This is a genomic window from Pseudomonas sp. TE12508, assembly GCF_056279485.1.
This window is the reverse complement of sequence record NZ_JBWCCN010000003.1, coordinates 41,004-59,797: the sequence shown is the minus strand read 5'-3', so window position 1 is coordinate 59,797 and position 18,794 is coordinate 41,004. Positions and strand designations below refer to the sequence as shown.

Annotated in this window: 19 protein-coding genes; 2 read left to right on the top strand and 17 right to left on the bottom strand. The window is 58.9% G+C overall.

Annotated elements, in window-relative coordinates; genetic code table 11:
- Positions 1–3 precede the first annotated feature (3 nt).
- The 9 genes from ACZ9IM_RS04565 to ACZ9IM_RS04525 form a co-directional block, all read right to left on the bottom strand.
- The gene (locus tag ACZ9IM_RS04565) at positions 4–1,242 is read right to left on the bottom strand and encodes a DNA circularization protein (RefSeq protein ID WP_476223454.1); all 1,239 of its coding nucleotides are present in this window, start codon (positions 1,240–1,242) and stop codon (positions 4–6) included.
- On the bottom strand, positions 1,229–3,004 hold the full coding sequence (locus tag ACZ9IM_RS04560) for a phage tail protein (RefSeq protein ID WP_427626109.1): 1,776 nt from the start codon (positions 3,002–3,004) through the stop codon (positions 1,229–1,231). The genes ACZ9IM_RS04565 and ACZ9IM_RS04560 overlap by 14 nt, the downstream gene beginning before the upstream one ends.
- A 130-nt stretch (positions 3,005–3,134) precedes the next feature.
- Positions 3,135–3,431, bottom strand: coding sequence for a phage tail assembly protein (locus ACZ9IM_RS04555; protein ID WP_427626110.1), 297 nt, complete (start codon positions 3,429–3,431; stop codon positions 3,135–3,137).
- Positions 3,428–3,775 carry a phage tail tube protein gene (locus ACZ9IM_RS04550; RefSeq protein ID WP_007907215.1) on the bottom strand — a complete coding sequence of 116 codons (348 nt, stop codon included), beginning with the start codon at positions 3,773–3,775 and terminating at the stop codon, positions 3,428–3,430. Before ACZ9IM_RS04550 ends, ACZ9IM_RS04555 begins: the two co-directional genes overlap by 4 nt.
- 67 nt (positions 3,776–3,842) lie before the next feature.
- Positions 3,843–5,339 carry a phage tail sheath subtilisin-like domain-containing protein gene (locus tag ACZ9IM_RS04545; protein WP_427626111.1) on the bottom strand — a complete coding sequence of 499 codons (1,497 nt, stop codon included), beginning with the start codon at positions 5,337–5,339 and terminating at the stop codon, positions 3,843–3,845.
- Positions 5,339–5,521, bottom strand: a complete 183-nt coding sequence (locus ACZ9IM_RS04540; RefSeq protein ID WP_192344230.1) for a DUF2635 domain-containing protein — start codon at positions 5,519–5,521, stop codon at positions 5,339–5,341. The genes ACZ9IM_RS04545 and ACZ9IM_RS04540 overlap by 1 nt, the downstream gene beginning before the upstream one ends.
- The gene (locus ACZ9IM_RS04535; protein ID WP_192344229.1) at positions 5,518–6,102 is read right to left on the bottom strand and encodes a phage tail terminator protein; all 585 of its coding nucleotides are present in this window, start codon (positions 6,100–6,102) and stop codon (positions 5,518–5,520) included. The genes ACZ9IM_RS04540 and ACZ9IM_RS04535 overlap by 4 nt, the downstream gene beginning before the upstream one ends.
- A 129-nt stretch (positions 6,103–6,231) precedes the next feature.
- Positions 6,232–6,579, bottom strand: a complete 348-nt coding sequence (locus tag ACZ9IM_RS04530) for a phage holin family protein (protein WP_427626113.1) — start codon at positions 6,577–6,579, stop codon at positions 6,232–6,234.
- A gap of 522 nt (positions 6,580–7,101) precedes the next feature.
- Positions 7,102–7,836, bottom strand: a complete 735-nt coding sequence (locus ACZ9IM_RS04525) for an XRE family transcriptional regulator (RefSeq protein ID WP_008072692.1) — start codon at positions 7,834–7,836, stop codon at positions 7,102–7,104.
- Positions 7,837–8,034: 198 nt separating this feature from the next.
- Between ACZ9IM_RS04525 and mutS the strand changes: the two genes are divergently transcribed.
- Together mutS and fdxA are read left to right on the top strand one after the other, a co-directional pair.
- Entirely contained in the window at positions 8,035–10,614 is a 2,580-nt protein-coding gene (mutS, locus tag ACZ9IM_RS04520) for a DNA mismatch repair protein MutS (RefSeq protein WP_476223453.1), read from the top strand.
- Positions 10,615–10,756: 142 nt separating this feature from the next.
- Positions 10,757–11,080, top strand: coding sequence for a ferredoxin FdxA (gene fdxA, locus ACZ9IM_RS04515; protein ID WP_008154011.1), 324 nt, complete (start codon positions 10,757–10,759; stop codon positions 11,078–11,080).
- 485 nt (positions 11,081–11,565) lie between these two features.
- Here the strand turns inward: fdxA and rpoS are convergent, their stop codons facing one another.
- The 8 genes from rpoS to ACZ9IM_RS04475 all read right to left on the bottom strand — a co-directional run bounded on the left by rpoS (position 11,566) and on the right by ACZ9IM_RS04475 (position 18,711).
- A complete protein-coding gene (gene rpoS / locus ACZ9IM_RS04510; protein WP_008072688.1) occupies positions 11,566–12,573 on the bottom strand; it encodes an RNA polymerase sigma factor RpoS in 1,008 nt (335 codons plus the stop codon).
- A 106-nt stretch (positions 12,574–12,679) separates the two neighbouring features.
- Positions 12,680–13,537: a peptidoglycan DD-metalloendopeptidase family protein gene (locus ACZ9IM_RS04505; RefSeq protein ID WP_218398415.1), complete on the bottom strand. Its 858-nt coding sequence runs from the start codon at positions 13,535–13,537 to the stop codon at positions 12,680–12,682.
- Positions 13,538–13,748: 211 nt separating this feature from the next.
- Positions 13,749–14,384: a protein-L-isoaspartate(D-aspartate) O-methyltransferase gene (locus tag ACZ9IM_RS04500; protein WP_177318845.1), complete on the bottom strand. Its 636-nt coding sequence runs from the start codon at positions 14,382–14,384 to the stop codon at positions 13,749–13,751.
- Positions 14,385–14,425: 41 nt separating this feature from the next.
- On the bottom strand, positions 14,426–15,175 hold the full coding sequence (gene surE / locus ACZ9IM_RS04495; RefSeq protein ID WP_427626115.1) for a 5'/3'-nucleotidase SurE: 750 nt from the start codon (positions 15,173–15,175) through the stop codon (positions 14,426–14,428).
- Positions 15,163–16,221 carry a tRNA pseudouridine(13) synthase TruD gene (gene truD, locus ACZ9IM_RS04490; protein ID WP_008072681.1) on the bottom strand — a complete coding sequence of 353 codons (1,059 nt, stop codon included), beginning with the start codon at positions 16,219–16,221 and terminating at the stop codon, positions 15,163–15,165. Before truD ends, surE begins: the two co-directional genes overlap by 13 nt.
- Entirely contained in the window at positions 16,218–16,691 is a 474-nt protein-coding gene (gene ispF / locus ACZ9IM_RS04485; RefSeq protein WP_038979164.1) for a 2-C-methyl-D-erythritol 2,4-cyclodiphosphate synthase, read from the bottom strand. The genes truD and ispF overlap by 4 nt, the downstream gene beginning before the upstream one ends.
- A 53-nt stretch (positions 16,692–16,744) precedes the next feature.
- Positions 16,745–17,590 carry an S-formylglutathione hydrolase gene (gene fghA / locus ACZ9IM_RS04480; protein WP_427626116.1) on the bottom strand — a complete coding sequence of 282 codons (846 nt, stop codon included), beginning with the start codon at positions 17,588–17,590 and terminating at the stop codon, positions 16,745–16,747.
- 8 nt (positions 17,591–17,598) lie between these two features.
- Entirely contained in the window at positions 17,599–18,711 is a 1,113-nt protein-coding gene (locus ACZ9IM_RS04475) for an S-(hydroxymethyl)glutathione dehydrogenase/class III alcohol dehydrogenase (RefSeq protein ID WP_007907184.1), read from the bottom strand.
- Positions 18,712–18,794 lie beyond the last annotated feature (83 nt).

Genomic DNA, 18,794 nt, shown 5'->3' with positions numbered 1-18,794 from the left:
GGTTCACTTCCCGGAAACTTTCACATCGTTCGGCGGCAGGAACAACGGATGGGCAACACCGTTGCGTTGAGTCACTTCCGTGACCCGCGTGGCATCGGCAAATTGCCGATAGGCCACGACGACGGCAGGCAAGCTCCCCTGAAAGGATTTACTGACCAGCCGCACGCCGGACGACGCCACCGCCTTGAGGTGCGCGTTCAAGTTCTGCTTCAGGTCATTGATGGCTTGATAGTGCGCGGGACTGGCCTTGTTCAGTGCCAGTTGGATCGCTTCGTTCAACTCCTTTTGCAACAACTGCAAATCGTCGGTGACCGGCACTTCCTGACGGGTGACCGGCTGCAGCGTCTGATGATCCAGCGACGGCTGCGACGTCAGTTTCACCGGCGTCGACGCCACTGGCATCGACGCGACCCATTGCGCCACTTTCACCAGCAGCGTGTCTTGCACCAGATCGGCCATGGCTTGCGCCGCGGCCGTGGTGTCCTTGCCGGTGGTGAGCTTCGGTGCATCGGCTTTGCGGATGGCTTCGATCTGCTGGGAAACGTTGGCAATCACGCCACGATAGCCCTCCTTCGCGAAGTCCTTGAGTTCCTGGATGTCGCCGAGCAAGCCCTTGAATTCCGCCGCCACTTCCTTGGGCAACTCCTTGACCGCTTTGACCAGCTCGCTGATCTGCCGGTACTCCTCGATCAACGGTTTGAGCTGTTCCTGGATCACTTCATAGACCCTGGTCAGGCTGTTGCGCAGATTGGCGATGCCGATCCGCGCGGCCTTGATCAGGATCATGGCCTGTTCGAAACGCGCCACCGCCGAGCCCAGCAGCGTGTCCGCCGATGACAGCAGCACCTTTTGCGTGCTGACCGTGGCCGTCGGAAATTGCAGCGGTTGATCGGGGTAGAACTTCAGGGCGAAAGTCACCAGCCCGCCGTCCTGGCGGGTCTGTATCATGTCGCATTCACCGACCTTGACTTGCATCCGCCCCAACCACGGATGGACCAGTTCACCACTGCCCTGCTCCAACGCCTTGAGCAGTTTGTCGCGCTGCTCCAGGCAGTCGGCACCGACAATGAATGCCGTCAGGTCGTGGATCTTCGCCTGCTGGCCAAGGCCCTCGAAAAACGGCTGGTCACGTTGTGGATACTCATGCAACTGGCCTTTGTGGCCGACCGGAGTTTTCGCCTGATCGACCCAAAAACCGACTCCCCGAAAGGATGCCGGCAACAAACGGTCACGCCAGTTCATTGGAACCTCCCAGAGACAGCGAGCGATAGCCGATGCGCGAATTGAGCGACAGCCCCGGTTGATTGGTTTGCGGTTGGTCGGTGCGCAGCCCGGCCGGCGCGTTTTCGAAGCGCACGGTCAGGCCGCCTTCGAGTTGCGTGCGGTTGTTGGCGGCGGTTTGCTGCACCAAGGCGTTGGAACCTTGGGCCAGGTTGTTCGGCAGCAGCGCCGTGTCATTGCTGGCACCAAAGAACGCAGGTGAGAGCTCGCCCTTGCCTTCGGCATTGGTTTTCTGTTGCGCCGCGGTCAGGCCTTCGACCTGACCGGTAACACTGGTAATGAAACCGCCAAAGCCACCGTTGAACATTTCCTTGACCGGCGCGATCAGTTCTTGCAGCTTGCCCCACCAAGTGGAGAACCATTCGGTGACCGGCTCCCAACCTGCCTTGAACATGTCCAGGGGTGACCAATCAAAGAGTCCCTTGAAGTAATCCACTGTCGGTTGCGCCAGCACTTGCAGGTTCTGCCACATCCCCGAGAAGTAATTGCTCACCGGGTCCCAGGCTGCACGAAACACTTCAGACGGCGACCAGTCGAACAGGCCTTTGAAAAAGTCCACCGTCGGTTGCGCCAGCACTTGCAGGTTCTGCCACATCCCCGAGAGGTAAATGCTCACCGGGTCCCAGGCTGCACGGAACGCCTCAGACGGCGACCAGTCGAACAGGCCTTTGAGAAAATCGACCGCCAACGCGGCCAGCGCACGAAGCACATCCCATGTCGCCGAAAAGAACGCAACCACCGGTTGCCAGGTACGGGCGACGTTGTCCAGCACGCTCCAGTCAAAGAGCTTCTTGAAAAAGCTGATCACCGGTACCGCCAAAGCCCTGAGCAAATCCCAGAGCGCGGAGAACAACCCCACCAGCGGCTGCCAATTACTGGCAACGATGACGAGCGGATGCCAGGAAAACAGCGTCTTGAAAAAATCGAAGATGGGTGCGGACAGGTTTTTTACTTCCTGCCAGAGCGAACCGAAAAAGCCACTGATCGGTGCCCACGCCTCCTTCAGCGCCTCGAGCGGCTTCCAGTTGAACAGGCTCTGGAACGCTGCAAACGTCGACTCCGCCGCCCCTTGCATCGCTTGCCAGATACCTTTGAAGAATCCCGATATCGGCTTCCAGTAAGCCACAATCAAACCCGCTGTCAGGGCAATCACTGCCGCGACGATGCCAATCGGCGAAGTCAGCAGCCCCATCACAGCAACGAGCCCCATGGCCCCAGCGGTGACCACCGTAAAGGCCACGGCTGCCGCCGCCAACCCTTCGACCAGTGAAGGGTTATTGGCGACAAATTCGCCAACGGCAGTGATCAACGGCATCAGGCCGGTGACCACACTGTTGACGGCCGGCAGCAGCGCCTGCCCCATTTTCAAGGAAATACCATCTACCGCATCGTTGAACTGCTTGAGGTTGGTCGCTGTATTACCGAGCGAGACCTCAGGCGCTTTCAGCGTCGTGGTTTTACTGGATTTTCCCTCGAGTTCATCTTCTGCCTTGATTGCCTTTTTGATGCCGCTGATGAAGGGCTCCAGCAGCCCGCCCCCATTGATGAAAGCGCCCGCATCGAGAGTGCCGAGACTGTCCTCGATGCTTTTCTTGAATGCGCCGATCCTGGCCTTGATGCCCTTGAGCTGGGTGTCCAGTTTCTGGGCGTTAATCACGACCACGGACATGTTCACCGTGGTCTGAATGTTCGTCAGGTTCATGCTTTGTTGTATGTTCGCCATCACTGCACCTGCTGCATCGCATTGATCCGTTGCGCGTGCTCCAGCGATTCGCGGAGCACATCCAGTGGCCTGGCCATCATCTGTTCGGGGTCAACCTTCCAGAACCAGGCCAGGTCATAGGCGACTGCGATCAGGTCGGTGATGGCGCCGACGCCGCACTCATGAAAAAACTCGCGACGGCCCAACTCAGCGCGTTGAGGTCAGCCAGATCCAGCTGGTTGACCGACGACGGCGGAATGCCGGCGCACACGGCGATGTATTTGGCCGCGACGTCCATGTCGAGGCTGACCTCTTCGCTCTTGTCGATCTTGTACGGCAGCGCCTTGATCGCCCGCACTTCCTGCACCGTCGGACGGCGCAGGTTGAGTTCGGTCAAGGACTCGCCGTGGGCTTCGATCGCCACTTGAAGCTTCACGGCGCTGCTCATTGCCAGGTCCCCTTGATGCCTTCGAATTTCAGTTCGATGGTGGCGTCATCGCCTTTCGATACCGGTTCTTCCACCAGATAGGCGCCGGCCAATACGTAAACTTTGCCGTTGCTGAATTCGCAGGTGACGGTCATGTCAGTGCCTGCGATCAGTTGCTTGAGCGGGAAGTCCGCGGTGTGCAGCGCCGTCACTTTGAACGACGGCGCGATATCGGTTTCCTTGTAGAAGCCCGGCACGACGGTTTCCCGTTTAACGGCCATCAAGGGCGCTTCGCAGCCGCCGTTGATGGTCAGTTGAGCGCCGTCCACTTTGACGTAGCAGGTGCCCGCAATCAGTTGACCCATGGTGTTTCTCCCTTCAAATAAAAAGCCCACGCGAGGTGGGCTGAAATCACACAGTCAAAGGCAGCGATCAGGCTGCGTCGTCGTACTGCAGACGGAACTGGTTGAGCAGCGCGAACACGCGCAGGCCGTTGATGTAATCCGGCGGGAACAGCACGTTGACCCGGCTCGGGTCCTGCACGTCGCGCTCGACGATCAGGTGCTCGGCGAACAGTTCGGCGTTTTCCACGTGGCCTTCCAGTTCGAGCTTGGCGTACTGGGCGATCAGCTCACCGCGAATTGTGCTTGGGGTCACGATCGGCTGGCCGGCGCCGAAACGAGTACCGTCGGAGGCCAGTTTGTGGCGACCGTATTTGCTGGTGATCACGCTTTGCAGACGACGCACGATGAACGCCGACTGGTGCATGGTTTCGCTGTCCAGGTAGGAGTTATCTGCCTGGCCGTAGGCGTTCTTCTGATAGGTGGTGATCGAACGCTGAATGCGCACGTAGCCGCCTTCGTAGTACGCGGTGGCGATGCCGTAGTTGAGCAACGACTGACGCTCGGTCAGGGTGAAACGCTCACTCGCCGGTGCCGGGTCGAGACCGGGCAGGCTGCCGCTTTGGGTCGGACGGCTGGCGTCGGCAGAGATGAACACCGAAGTGCGCGCAGCCAATGCAGCGGCCTGCACCCAGAACGGTTGCGGTACGCCCGGTTCCAGCGCCTGAATGGTCATGTGCTGATCGTTACGCGCCTGACCGGCCGCCACCAGAGTACCGATGGTGCCGCGCTTGGCGCTGTAGACGTGACCGAACAATTGCTTGGCCCAGGACCAACGTCCGGTGCTGTCATCCATGACGGCTTGCCAGGTGTTGAGGGTCGACAGATCCGACCACGGCATGCAGATGAACTCGAACGGTTCATCGCCCAGCGCCGCCACAGCGGCCACTTGATCCGGCACACCGGCACCGCCAGTCATGGCGGTGATAGCCGAGGTCAAGCCTGCCGGGGTTTCTTCGCCGTTGCTCTTGCCCAGGCGATTGAATTGCAGACTGATGTCGTTGCCGCTGTCGCCAGTCCATTTGGCGCTCAGGGTGACCACACCTTCGACCGCTGCAGCGCTGACCGGCAGGTCGGCGGAGGCATTGATTTTCAGCGCCAGGGCCGTGGCCGCTTGCGCCGCAGTGGCACCGTTGACGATGGCCGCCTGAACACGAACGCCGCCGACATACAGGTTGAGCACACCGCTCTGGGTCGCCGCACCGGTCAGGGTCAGCACGCCTTTGGCAATGCTGCCTTCAGTGTTGTGCAGCGGCAGGCACCAGATCTCGCCGATCGGGTCGGTCTTGCGCCAGGTTTCGTACATCGAGGCGAGCATCGAGCCCTGGCCGCCAATGCTTTTGGCCAGCGCCACGCTGGACACCAGCACCAGTTTGCCGACATCGGCCGGCGCAATGTTGTCGTTGACCTGAGCGACGATCAGGCGGCGCATGGCCGACGACGCGCTATTGGCGGCCGAGTTGTCCATTTCGGCATAGAACAGCGGAACACGAATGTCCGCGGGGATGTTGCTGAATCCGATCGCCATTATTTGGCTCCCTGTGGTTTCGCCGCTTTCACGGCTTTGGTAGTGATATCGCCATCGGCCAGACGTCGACGCCACCAGGCGTTGTCCGGCACTTCACGGCCCTCCGGGGGCAACAGATCGCCCGCTTCCGGGTCCGGCACGACACGGCCAGGGGCCGGCAGCACGGTGATGCGTTTGCTCATGGGGTTACGTCTCCAGAGAAAGTCAGTTCCAGGCGCCCGTCGGGGCCTGGGCGTTGCAGATTGGGGTCCGCCGGATCGATCGCATCGACCCGCACGGTGACCCCGGTAAAGGACGACAAACCGTCCAGTTCACGCTCGTGCCAGCTCTCCGCCGGTTGACCCGGCAGATTGCGCCCGAGCTGGAATTCGGCGAAAAAGCGCAGGCGATACAGCACGCGGCTGCTGTTGATGGAAACCAGTTCGCCGCCGTCGTACTCGATGGCGTCGTAGTCGCTGCCGGGCTTGAAACCCACCAGTGCGCGCCACAGCTCGGCACGCAAGTTGTGCAATTGATCCAGCGCTGCTGCGGCGTCCGCGGTATCGAGCACCAGCGTCACTTCGAAGCGGTCGCGGATTGATTGCAGCATCAGGTTTTGCGCGAGGCTCTTGCTCGCCACATCGGCGAGGGGCACCACATAAGCGCAAGGTGTTTGCAGCGGGGTGTTGGCTTGTAACGTGGCGAGGTCGATGCCGGCCGCGATGCGATTGGCCAGAGTCGGGCATTGCTCACGCAACTGCGTGATCAGGGCTGTGATCTTCATAAAATTTCACCGGGCAATAAAAAAACCCGTCGCGGCGGGTTTGAGTGAACGGTACTGGCCGTGGGAAACCCGCGTCCTTGCGGGTCAGTGCGGTTTGCACTGTGGATGACGCTCCTTCAGGTTGGGGTCTCAATGATCCTGAGGCGTATCGCGCGGTGGCACTTCACAAACACCGATGCGCTTGGCTGCCCAGCGTTCGTAAAGCCCGATGGCCACGTCCGCCCCGGCCATCGCCGTCAGGCAGCCAAAGGCCCCTGCGGCCCAGATCGATACGCCGGCGGCGTACAACAGCATGATTGCCGAGACCCCGCAGATCATGCAGGCCCCGGAGCGCAGCGCCAGGCGCCGCAGCAGCGACCAGCCACGGGCGCCCTCCTTGTCGGCCCGCCACATTTCGCCGGACACCCCGCCCACCAGGGCGAGAACGATGACCAGCCAGATCGGCATGTCCAGCAACGCTTGTTGCTCGTTTGTCATGTCACGCCTCCTGGGGGTGATTGATGAGTGATGTGTGTTGGATTCAAGCGATGTCTCTTGAGGCAGGCATTCCAAAAAGCCCGGTCGCCCAGGCTTTTCAGTAATGCGGTCCTTCGCCTTCCTTTAATCCTGTGTACAAAAAAGGAAGCTGACCTTTCGGCGCTACTGGCGCGGTACGAGTCCATTCAAATTGTTTTTCCGACCGCGGTCCCTGCCCGCCGGATAACTGCTTCTGGTGCTTTACGCTGCACACCCGGGTCAGTTGCCAACCCTCTGAACCGTTGAGGCCGGTTCATCGCTGCCTTTGTGGTGGAACTAAAGAGCTTCGTTTCGAGCCGCCTTGTTGGGCGGCTTGAGACAAAGAATATGCATGGATGCATATACAGTCAATGCATAAATGCATTTATTTATGCACAAGAAATGCACAGACGCATGAAAGCCCCACAAGCAAAGGCGTTGGCGGTTGTTCGATAGGCGAAAAAAAACCCGCCGGGCAGCGGGTTTTATCTGACAGCGGTGAGGTTAACGGGCGTACATGCCCCACCAGAAGACGTGACCGAGGATGACGATCTGCTCTTCCTGGATTTCCTGGAAGCTGTAGTCCTCGTCCGGGTGCTCATCGCGGTTGAAGCTGCGCAGGCGAATCCCTGTCGGCAGGCGATAAAGCTGTTTCACCCGCAACTGGCCGTTGTGGTTGATGGCGTAGAGGTCACCGTCGACGATGTCGCCAATCCCGCATTTACCGGCATTCACCCCGACCGTGGCGCCATCACGCAGCACCGGCAACATGCTGTTGCCGCGCACAGTCACGCATTTGGCCTGGTCGAACTGCACGCCGTTGTGGCGCAAGCTGCGCTTGCCGAAGCGCAGGCTAGAGCGTTCGCTCTCTTCGATGACGAATCTTCCTGATCCAGCAGCCAATTCAACCTCGCGAAGAAAGGGGACCGACACCTCGTCGTCATCGACTGGCGTATCGTCGTCCCACAGGCTTATGTCCTTGAGTTCCGAATGCGACTCATCGCGCCCGGCGCTGGCGGCGTGCGCGACATCCGCACGGCCACGCAACTGGTCGGTGCTCACGGCGAAGTATTCGGCAATCTTCGAAATATGTTTATCCGAAGGATCGACGATCTTCCCGCTGAGGATCCGCGAGAGAGTGGATTGAGGCACGCCGGTGCGACGGTGAAGCTCCGTGGGGGAGATCCCGTGCTGATCGAGCAGTGCTCTTAAGACGGTAGAAACGTTGCGTTTTTGCATAACGCGCATAGTGCTTGATCTTTTTTCGGAAGACAAATGCTGATTTGCATAGATCGTGCATAGACAGCAGAAATGTGCCTTGGAGCTTTCATGCCTGCGTAGGTCGGACTGCCCATGTTAACCTTGCGCCCATCGCGGAAAAGCCGGGCCGATGCCCTCCTTTTGCCCCACACCTTTCAACGAATTTGCCTATATCCGATGAATAAAGCCCTCTCCGATCTGTCCTCCCACACGCCGATGATGCAGCAGTACTGGCGCCTGAAGAACCAGCACCCTGATCAGCTGATGTTCTATCGCATGGGTGACTTCTACGAGATCTTCTATGAAGACGCGAAGAAGGCCGCCAAGTTGCTGGACATCACCCTGACGGCTCGTGGGCAATCGGCGGGTCAGGCGATTCCGATGTGTGGGATTCCTTACCACGCCGCGGAAGGTTATCTGGCGAAACTGGTGAAGCTCGGCGAGTCAGTGGTGATTTGTGAGCAGGTCGGCGACCCGGCCACCAGCAAAGGCCCGGTGGATCGTCAGGTGGTGCGGATCATTACCCCCGGCACAGTCAGCGATGAAGCGCTGCTGGATGAACGTCGGGATAACCTGATCGCAGCGGTGCTGGGTGATGAGCGTCTGTTCGGTCTGGCGGTGCTGGACATTACCAGCGGCAACTTCACCGTGCTGGAGATCAAAGGCTGGGAAAACCTGCTGGCGGAACTGGAGCGGGTCAATCCGGTAGAGCTGATGATCCCGGACGACTGGCCGAAAGACCTGCCGGCGGAAAAACGTCGTGGGGTTCGTCGCCGTGCGCCGTGGGATTTTGAACGTGACTCGGCACTGAAAAGTCTTTGCCAGCAGTTTTCCACCCAGGACCTGAAAGGTTTCGGCTGCGAGAACCTGACCCTGGCGATCGGCGCCGCCGGTTGCCTGCTCAGCTACGCCAAGGAAACCCAGCGCACCGCCCTGCCGCATTTGCGCAGCCTGCGTCATGAACGTCTGGATGACACCGTGGTGCTGGACGGCGCGAGCCGTCGCAACCTGGAACTGGACACCAACCTGGCCGGCGGTCGTGACAACACCTTGCAATCGGTGGTCGACCGCTGCCAGACCGCCATGGGCAGCCGCCTGCTGACTCGCTGGCTGAACCGTCCGCTGCGGGATTTGACCGTATTGCTGGCGCGTCAGAGTTCGATCACCTGCCTGCTCGATGGTTACCGCTTCGAAAAACTGCAACCGCAGCTCAAGGAAATCGGTGACATCGAGCGGATTCTGGCGCGGATCGGCCTGCGCAATGCCCGTCCTCGTGACTTGGCGCGCCTTCGCGACGCCCTCGGTGCACTGCCAGGGTTGCAAGTGGCGATGGCCGAGCTTGAAGCCCCGCACATCATTCAATTGGCGACGACCACCAGTACCTATCCGGAACTGGCGGCATTGCTGGAAAAAGCCATTATCGATAACCCGCCCGCCGTTATCCGTGACGGCGGTGTGTTGAAAACCGGTTACGACAGCGAACTCGACGAATTGCAATCGCTCAGCGAAAACGCCGGGCAGTTCCTGATCGATCTCGAAGCGCGCGAAAAGGCCCGCACCGGCCTGTCGCACCTTAAGGTCGGCTACAACCGGATTCACGGATACTTCATCGAGTTGCCGAGCAAGCAGGCCGAATCGGCGCCCGCAGACTATATTCGCCGGCAGACCCTCAAAGGTGCCGAGCGCTTCATCACGCCGGAGCTAAAGGCGTTCGAAGACAAGGCGCTGTCGGCCAAGAGCCGCGCCCTGGCCCGCGAGAAGATGCTCTACGAAGCGTTGCTCGAAGACTTGATTGCCCAGCTGCCGCCCTTGCAAGACACCGCCGCCGCATTGGCCGAGCTGGACGTGCTGAGCAACCTCGCCGAGCGTGCACTGAATCTGGACCTGAACTGCCCACGCTTCGTCAGCGAGCCGTGCATGCGCATCACCCAGGGTCGTCACCCGGTGGTCGAGCAAGTACTCACTACGCCATTCGTGGCCAATGACCTGAGCCTTGACGACAATACCCGCATGCTGGTGATCACCGGTCCGAACATGGGCGGTAAATCCACCTACATGCGTCAGACCGCGTTGATCGTGCTACTGGCGCATATCGGCAGTTTCGTGCCGGCGGCCAGTTGCGAATTGTCCCTGGTCGACCGAATCTTCACCCGGATCGGTTCCAGCGATGACTTGGCGGGCGGGCGTTCGACCTTCATGGTTGAAATGAGCGAAACCGCGAACATTTTGCACAACGCCACCGAACGCAGCCTGGTGCTGATGGACGAAGTCGGTCGCGGCACCAGCACCTTCGACGGTCTGTCCCTGGCCTGGGCGGCGGCTGAGCGTCTCGCGCACCTGCGGGCCTACACCCTGTTCGCCACCCACTATTTCGAGCTGACGGTGCTGCCGGAAGCCCAGCCACTGGTGGCCAACGTGCACCTCAATGCCACCGAACACAACGAACGCATCGTGTTCCTGCACCACGTGTTGCCTGGGCCTGCCAGCCAGAGCTATGGCCTGGCGGTTGCGCAGTTGGCCGGTGTGCCGAGCGAAGTGATCGTGCGTGCTCGCGAACATCTGAGCCGACTGGAATCCACAGCGCTGCCTCATGAAGTTCCGAAGCCTGCCAAAGGCAAACCGGTTACGCCGCAGCAGAGCGACATGTTCGCCAGCCTGCCACATCCGGTGCTGGATGAACTGGCCAAACTTGATCTGGACGACATGTCACCGCGTCGTGCGCTCGAAATGCTCTATACACTAAAGACACGGATCTAACGCACTTGCCTGCAAGCTGTTAGAATCTCGCGCGGTTTGGGATGCTGCAGGCCAATAGCCTGACCTGCAGACTATCGCTCCCGAACCTGGCGACCCCAACGTGAAGGGGCTCCGCTGCCGCCGCCTGAGGAGAAAATTAGAAATGACCTTCGTCGTCACCGACAACTGCATCAAGTGCAAGTACACCGACTGCGTAGAAGTCTGTCCGGTGGACTGCTTTTACGAAGGCCCGAACTTCCTGGTGATTCACCCGGATGAGTGCATCGACTGCGCACTGTGCGAACCAGAATGCCCTGCCGTGGCCATCTTCTCCGAAGATGAAGTTCCGGAAGATATGCAGCAATTCATTCAGCTGAACGTTGAGCTGGCGGAAATCTGGCCCAACATCACCGAGAAGAAAGAATCGTTGCCCGATGCCGAAGAGTGGGATGGCGTCAAAGGCAAGATCAAAGACCTCGAACGCTGATTACCCCGTGTTCTCGAAAAGGCCCCTTGTGGGCCTTTTTGCTTTTCTGCAGGCAAAAAAAAGGGGCGGTATGACCCGCCCACATTTTTTCCCTATTCCTTGTGTTCCTTTTCATCGTCCTGATGAATCGCTTCCTGCGATGTCCGTTCCCCTCTTCCTTGAAGGGCGTGTCTATCCGTCGACACAGTTCAGATACTAGAGAATTTCCCATTAAGAGCAATCGGCCTCTGTCGCTGAAAGCGTCTGTCACACGCTGTTAATCTAAAAAAATAATCATATAAATCAATGGCATAAACGAATACCGCAAGTCAAATAGACAACTGCCAGGGTGTAAAAATAACGAACACTTACGAAAGAGTAAGCAAAGACTTACAACACGAGACTACAAACCTGAGGTGGTGCAAAAAACAACGCACCTCTCATATTCCCGGCAACAAAAAGCCCCAAACCAGTCGGGGCTATTTGTTACCGGTTGAGCGAATTGCTTATTGGAACAGCGACTCACTCGACAGGCCGTTTTTCTCGAGAATCTCCCGAAGACGCTTGAGGCCTTCAACCTGAATTTGCCTGACCCGCTCCCGGGTCAAGCCGATTTCCAGGCCTACGTCTTCAAGCGTGCTGCTCTCGTGACCTCGCAAGCCGAAGCGGCGAATGACCACCTCGCGTTGCTTGTCGGTCAGCTCCGAGAGCCACTGATCGATGCTCTGTGACAGATCGTCGTCCTGCAACAGTTCGCATGGATCGGTCGGGCGGTCATCGGTAAGGGTGTCCAGCAGGGTTTTATCCGAATCCGGACCCAGCGAGACGTCGACCGAAGAAACCCGCTCGTTCAGGCCTAGCATGCGCTTGACCTCGCCTACCGGTTTCTCCAGCAGGTTGGCGATTTCTTCGGGTGAGGGTTCATGATCGAGCTTTTGAGTCAGCTCCCGTGCAGCCCGCAAGTACACATTGAGCTCTTTGACCACATGGATCGGCAACCGGATGGTCCGGGTCTGATTCATGATCGCGCGCTCGATGGTCTGACGAATCCACCAGGTGGCGTAGGTCGAAAAGCGGAAACCGCGTTCAGGATCGAACTTTTCTACTGCCCGGATCAGGCCGAGGTTGCCCTCTTCGATCAGGTCCAGCAGCGACAGCCCACGATTGACGTAACGACGGGCGATTTTCACCACCAGCCGCAGGTTGCTTTCAATCATGCGCTTGCGCCCGGCCGGATCGCCACTTTGCGACAAGCGCGCAAAATGAACTTCTTCCTCCGGGGAGAGCAATGGGGAAAAGCCGATTTCGTTGAGGTACAGCTGAGTGGCATCGAGTGCCCGTGTGTAATCGATGTACTTGTGTTGCTTAAGCGAAGCGGAGTGTTTGGATTTGGCACGAACGGAAGGTGGTGCATCCCCTTCATCATTCGACATCGAATCCGTGGCGATGCCGGTCTCCATCAGGAGAACCTCATCGTCGATGTCAAACTCCGGCACTTCTTTACTGAGAGCCATTGTTATAGTCCTTTGGTGAGTTCGACCTCAAGCTCAAGCGGCGCCTTGATCCCTGGCAACGCTGGAGCCTGTTCCCTCTACGTGACGGAACAGGCTGGCTAACAAATCAACGACGTGGCAGGAATTGCAGCGGATCTACAGGTTTACCTTGTCGGCGAATCTCAAAATGCAGTTTCACCCGGTCTGTACCCGTTGACCCCATTTCGGCAATTGTCTGTCCGACTTTGACCTGCTGCCCCTCCCGAACCAACAGCCTGCGGTTATGTCCGTAGGCACTGACGTAGGTATCGCTGTGTTTGATGATGACTAATTCGCCGTAGCCCCTTAAGCCACTCCCGGCGTATACCACCGTCCCATCAGACGCAGCTAAAACAGGCTGTCCCAAATCTCCGGCGATATCAATTCCTTTATTCAAACTACCGTTTGAAGAGAATTTACCAATCAGAATGCCATTAGAAGGCCACCCCCAGCCCGTCGGGGCCGGACCGGCAGGAGGCAGTGGAGCGGGTGCCGGCTTGTTGGCGACGGACGGTGCAAGCACTGTTGTAGTGGTTGTAGCGCCATTTGCCTGGCGCCGAATTACGGTGGTTTTACTCGACGACGAAGGCGAGGAACTGGACGAACTCACTACCGCCGTCGGCGTTGAACCGCTGCGACCGTCGAAGCGAATCGTCTGACCCGGATGGATCGTGTAAGGCGTAGGAATGTTGTTCCGTGCTGCGAGGGCTTTGTAGTCCCAACCGTAGCGAAAAGCGATGGAGAACAAAGTGTCCTTGGGTCGGACAACATATTGGCCGGTGGTCACGGCCGGACGCTGGGCGACCGCGTTGTTGCGATCGACGACGCTCGCACTACCTGATTTGGTGCTGGAACATCCGACCAGCAAGGTACTCAAGACAAGGCCAGTCACCAGACGCTGAAAGCTCGTTATACCCATTCGCTGCGCAATGACTGTGAGACTCACCCGCCGCTCCCTTTGTGGTGGCTGAAAATATGGATTGCCGTGCTCCGGCACGAAATGTCGCAAGTATAACGGGCCGAACAGGCTTTAACTTTAATGAAGCGGATTCGCTTCGCGCACACGTTTGCTGCCTGAAGATGAATTGCGTTTAACCAATCGATGCCGCTGTAAGACCCGGGCATTCGAAGAGAATTCAGCGTGCTTAAACAAATGCTCAGGCCAACGGCCCATTGAGCAATGGCACAAAGCGCACAGCCCCCAGAACACGTCTGGAAAAGCCCTGTTCCTCACGGATGATCAACATCAATTGTTGAACTTCACCGGAGCCGACCGGAATCACCAGTCGCCCACCCGGTGCCAACTGATCGAGCAGTGCCTGAGGCACATCGGTGGCCACGGCGGTGACGATGATGCCGTTGTAAGGCGCCAATGCCGGCCAGCCTTCCCAACCATCGCCCCAGCGAAACACCACGTTGCGCAGGTTCAGTTCCACCAGGCGCTCCTTGGCCCGGTCCTGCAGAACCTTGATGCGCTCCACGGAAAAAACCCGCTCGACCAATTGCGACAGCACGGCCGTCTGGTAACCCGAACCGGTACCGATTTCCATTACCTTGTCCAACGGACCGGCCTCCAGCAGCAACTCGCTCATGCGAGCCACCATATAAGGCTGGGAAATGGTCTGGTTATGCCCGATCGGCAACGCTGTATCTTCGTAGGCGCGATGAGCCAGCGCCTCATCGACGAACAGGTGACGCGGGGTGCGGCGGATGACTTCCAGCACCTTGGCGTTGGATATTCCCTCTTCATAGAGGCGCTGAATCAGACGCTCACGGGTCCGTTGGGAGGTCATCCCGATACCGCGATGCAGAATATGGTCTTGTTCACGAGACATTAACGCAGACCCTCCAGCCAGCCATCGAGACTTCTGAAGGCATCATTAAAGGTGCGGTCCAGTTGCAGTGGCGTGATTGAAACATAGCCTTGCATCACCGCATGGAAATCGGTACCCGGGCCACCATCTTCAGCGTCCCCCGCCGCGGCGATCCAGTAACCGGATTTACCACGCGGGTCGACCACTTTCATCGGTGCCGCGGCGCGGGCGCGATGGCCGAGGCGGGTCAGCTGGATACCGCGGATGTGCTCCAGCGGCAAGTTGGGAATGTTCACGTTCAGTACCGTGCGCGGTGGCAGATCAAGGTCCGCGTGAGCCTCTACCAGTTTGCGCGCAAAATAAGCGGCTGTGGGAAGGTTCTCTACTTGCCGTGAGACGAGCGAAAAGGCAAACGAAGGACGCCCAAGGAAACGTCCCTCGAGGGCCGCCGCCACAGTGCCGGAATACAGCACATCATCCCCCAGGTTGGCCCCCAGGTTGATGCCGGAAACCACCATGTCCGGCTCAAGCTCCAGCAAGCCGTTAAGGCCCAGGTGCACGCAGTCGGTGGGTGTGCCGTTAAGACTGATAAAGCCGTTCACCAGGGTTTGCGGGTGCAAAGGACGGTCGAGCGTCAGCGAGCTGCTGGCGCCGCTTTTGTCCTGGTCCGGGGCGATAACCACGCATTCGGTGTAATCCGCCAGCGCAGCATAAAGCGCGGCGAGACCGGGTGCGGTTACCCCATCGTCGTTAGAAATCAGAATACGCATGGGCTGTCCGTCTGCCCCACCGGCACCAGATCGACGAGTTCACGCACCAATACGGTGGCGAAGCATCCGGCCGGCAGGACGAATTCCAGTTGCAGAATGTCAGGCTCGGGATAATGCCACGTCAACCCGCCAATGGGCAGCCGCAGGATGCGACGTTCGTGGCTCATTCCGGCGTTAATCAACCAATCGCGCAGATCCGCTTCGCGCGCGGCGATTGCCTGCTCCAGTTCATGGACTGCGCCTGACGTCGGCGAGTCACCTTCGCCCCACTGCGGGCCGGTCGGGTGCAGGTCGAGAATCGCCAGACGAGGATCGCTGCATTCGGCTTCACCCGCCGGGAAGAAACTGCGGCTGTCGGTGAACGCCAGCAGATCACCCACCTGCGCGCGCTGCCAGGTGCCATCGGCGACGCGCGCCGCCAACACTTGATTGAACAGAAAACTACGGGCGGTGGAGAGCAGCCGCGAACGCACATTGCGTTGCTCCGGCAGGGCCTTGCGCGCGGCCCAGGCACGGGCGTCGACGACGTTGCCGCCATCAAAGCCGAATCGCTGGGCACCGAAATAATTGGGAATACCTTGTTTGGCGATCAGTTGCAGACGCTCTTCGATAGCCGCCTTGTCACCGGTGAACTGGGTCAAGCGCAAGGTGAAGCCGTTGGCCGAGTGGGCACCGCGTTGCAGTTTGCGTTTATGCCGACCGGTCTTGAGGATTTTCAGCGTGTCGTTTTCCGCCGCCGACAGATCAGGATCAGCCTTGCCCGGCAGTTGCACACTGAACCACTGGCGCGTCAGCGCCTGACGGTCCTTGAGGCCGGCATAGCTGACGGTGCGCAACGGCACACCCGCTGCCTTGGCGATGCGCCGTGCCGCTTCTTCAGTATTCAGACCGCGCTTTTCCACCCAGATCCACAGGTGTTCGCCGTCACCACTGAGGGGGATATCAAGGACTTCGTCGACCTGGAAATCTTCTGCTGTGGCTTTCAGTACCGCGCTGCCCAGGGCTTCACCATAGGCCCGGGGGCCAAGCAATTGCGCCTCGTTCATGCGCGCAGCAACAAGGCAACGGAGTGCACGGCAATGCCTTCTTCGCGACCGACGAAGCCAAGCTTTTCGGTGGTGGTAGCTTTCACGTTCACTTGATCCAACTCAACTTGAAGATCCGCGGCAATCAGCGCGCGCATCGATTCGATATGCGGGGCCATTTTCGGGGCCTGGGCGACGATGGTGTTATCGACGTTGCCGACTTTCCAGCCCTTGGCGTGGATCAGCGCGACAACATGACGCAACAGCACACGGCTGTCGGCGCCCTTGAATTGCGGGTCGGTGTCCGGAAAATGCTTGCCTATATCACCCAGCGCGGCAGCGCCGAGCAACGCGTCGCTCAAGGCGTGCAGCAGGACGTCGCCGTCGGAATGGGCGAGCAGCCCGAAGCTGTGTGCAATCCGCACGCCGCCCAGAGTGATGAAATCGCCTTCAGCGAAACGGTGCACATCATAGCCGTGGCCAATACGCATAAAAAAACGCCCCGATTTTTGTCAGGGCGTGATTCTACCTGCTTTGTCGGACATTAGGCGCTTAGCGCGCGCGCATGATGTTGCAGGTGGTCGTCAATGAAGCTGGCGATGAAGAAATAACTGTGGTCGTAGCCCGGCTGCAGACGCAACGTCAGCGGATGCCCCGCCAGTTTGGCGGCCTGTTGCAAGGCGTCAGGCTTGAGCTGGGTGGCCAGGAAATCATCGCGATCACCTTGATCGACCAGCAGTGGCAATTTCTCTTCCGCCTCGGCGATCAACACACAGGCATCCCACTCGCGCCACTTCGAACGGTCTTCGCCCAAGTAACGGGAAAAGGCTTTCTGGCCCCAAGGGCAATCAATTGGATTGTTGATCGGCGAGAACGCCGACACCGATAGATAACGCCCCGGATTGCGCAACGCGCAGACCAGCGCACCGTGGCCACCCATGGAGTGACCGCTGATGCCACGCTTGTCCGATGCCGGAAAATGCGCTTCGACCAATGCCGGCAATTCCTGCACGACATAGTCATGCATCCGATAGTGCCGGGACCACGGTTCCTGCGTAGCATTCAGATAAAATCCGGCACCGAGACCGAAGTCCCAGGCGCCATCCGGGTCACCCGGCACATCTGGGCCGCGTGGGCTGGTATCCGGTGCGACGATGATCAGCCCCAGCTCGGCGGCCATGCGCATGGCGCCGGCCTTTTGCATGAAGTTCTCGTCGGTGCAGGTCAGGCCGGACAACCAGTACAGCACCGGCAGCTTACCGCCCTGCTCCGCTTGCGGCGGCAAGTACACGGCAAACACCATGTCGCAACCGAGCACGTCGGAGCGGTGCCGATAGCGCTTGTGCCAGCCGCCGAAGCTTTTCTGACAGGAGATATTTTCCAGGCTCATGACCGACCTCAGAAATGAATGACGGAACGGATGCTCTTGCCTTCATGCATCAGGTCAAACGCCTTGTTGATATCTTCGAGGCCCATCGTGTGGGTGATGAAGGTATCCAGCGGGATCTCGCCGGTCTGGGCCATTTCGACATAGCTCGGCAACTCGGTACGCCCGCGCACACCACCAAACGCCGAACCGCGCCAGACTCGACCGGTCACCAACTGGAACGGACGGGTAGAGATTTCCTGACCGGCGCCGGCCACGCCGATGATTACCGACTCCCCCCAACCTTTGTGGCAGCACTCAAGTGCAGCACGCATCAACTGGACGTTTCCGATGCATTCGAAGGAAAAGTCGACGCCGCCATCAGTCATGTCGACGATCACTTCCTGAATCGGACGATCGAAGTCTTTCGGGTTTACACAATCGGTAGCGCCCAATTGCTTGGCGATCTCGAACTTGGCCGGATTGATGTCGATGGCGATGATCCGCCCAGCCTTCGCTTTGACCGCGCCAATCACAGCCGACAGACCGATGCCACCCAGACCGAAAATGGCGACGGTGTCACCCGGTTTGACCTTGGCGGTGTTGATTACCGCGCCGATGCCTGTGGTGACGCCACAACCCAGCAGGCACACTTTTTCCAAGGGTGCTTCTTTAGGAATTTTGGCGACGGAGATTTCCGGCAGCACGGTGTACTCGGAAAAAGTCGAGGTACCCATGTAGTGGAAAATCGTTTCGCCCTTGTAGGAAAAACGAGAAGTGCCATCCGGCATCAGGCCTTTACCCTGCGTCGCACGAATTGCCTGGCAGAGGTTGGTTTTGCCCGACAGACAGAATTTGCACTTGCCGCATTCCGGGGTGTACAGCGGGATCACATGGTCGCCGACCGCGACCGAAGTCACGCCCTCGCCAATCGCTTCGACCACCGCGCCACCTTCATGACCCAGGATCGACGGGAAGATACCTTCCGGGTCAGCGCCCGAGAGGGTGTAGGCATCGGTATGGCAAACACCGGAGGCGACGACGCGCAGCAGAACTTCCCCAGCCTTGGGCATGGCGACATCGACTTCAACGATCTCGAGGGGTTTCTTGGCCTCGAAGGCAACGGCGGCGCGCGACTTGATCATGCTGACTCTCCAGTGAATAAAAACAAGACAAGGAGTGTAATACAGCGGCTTACGATGAATAATCAGGACAAAAGCAAAACATT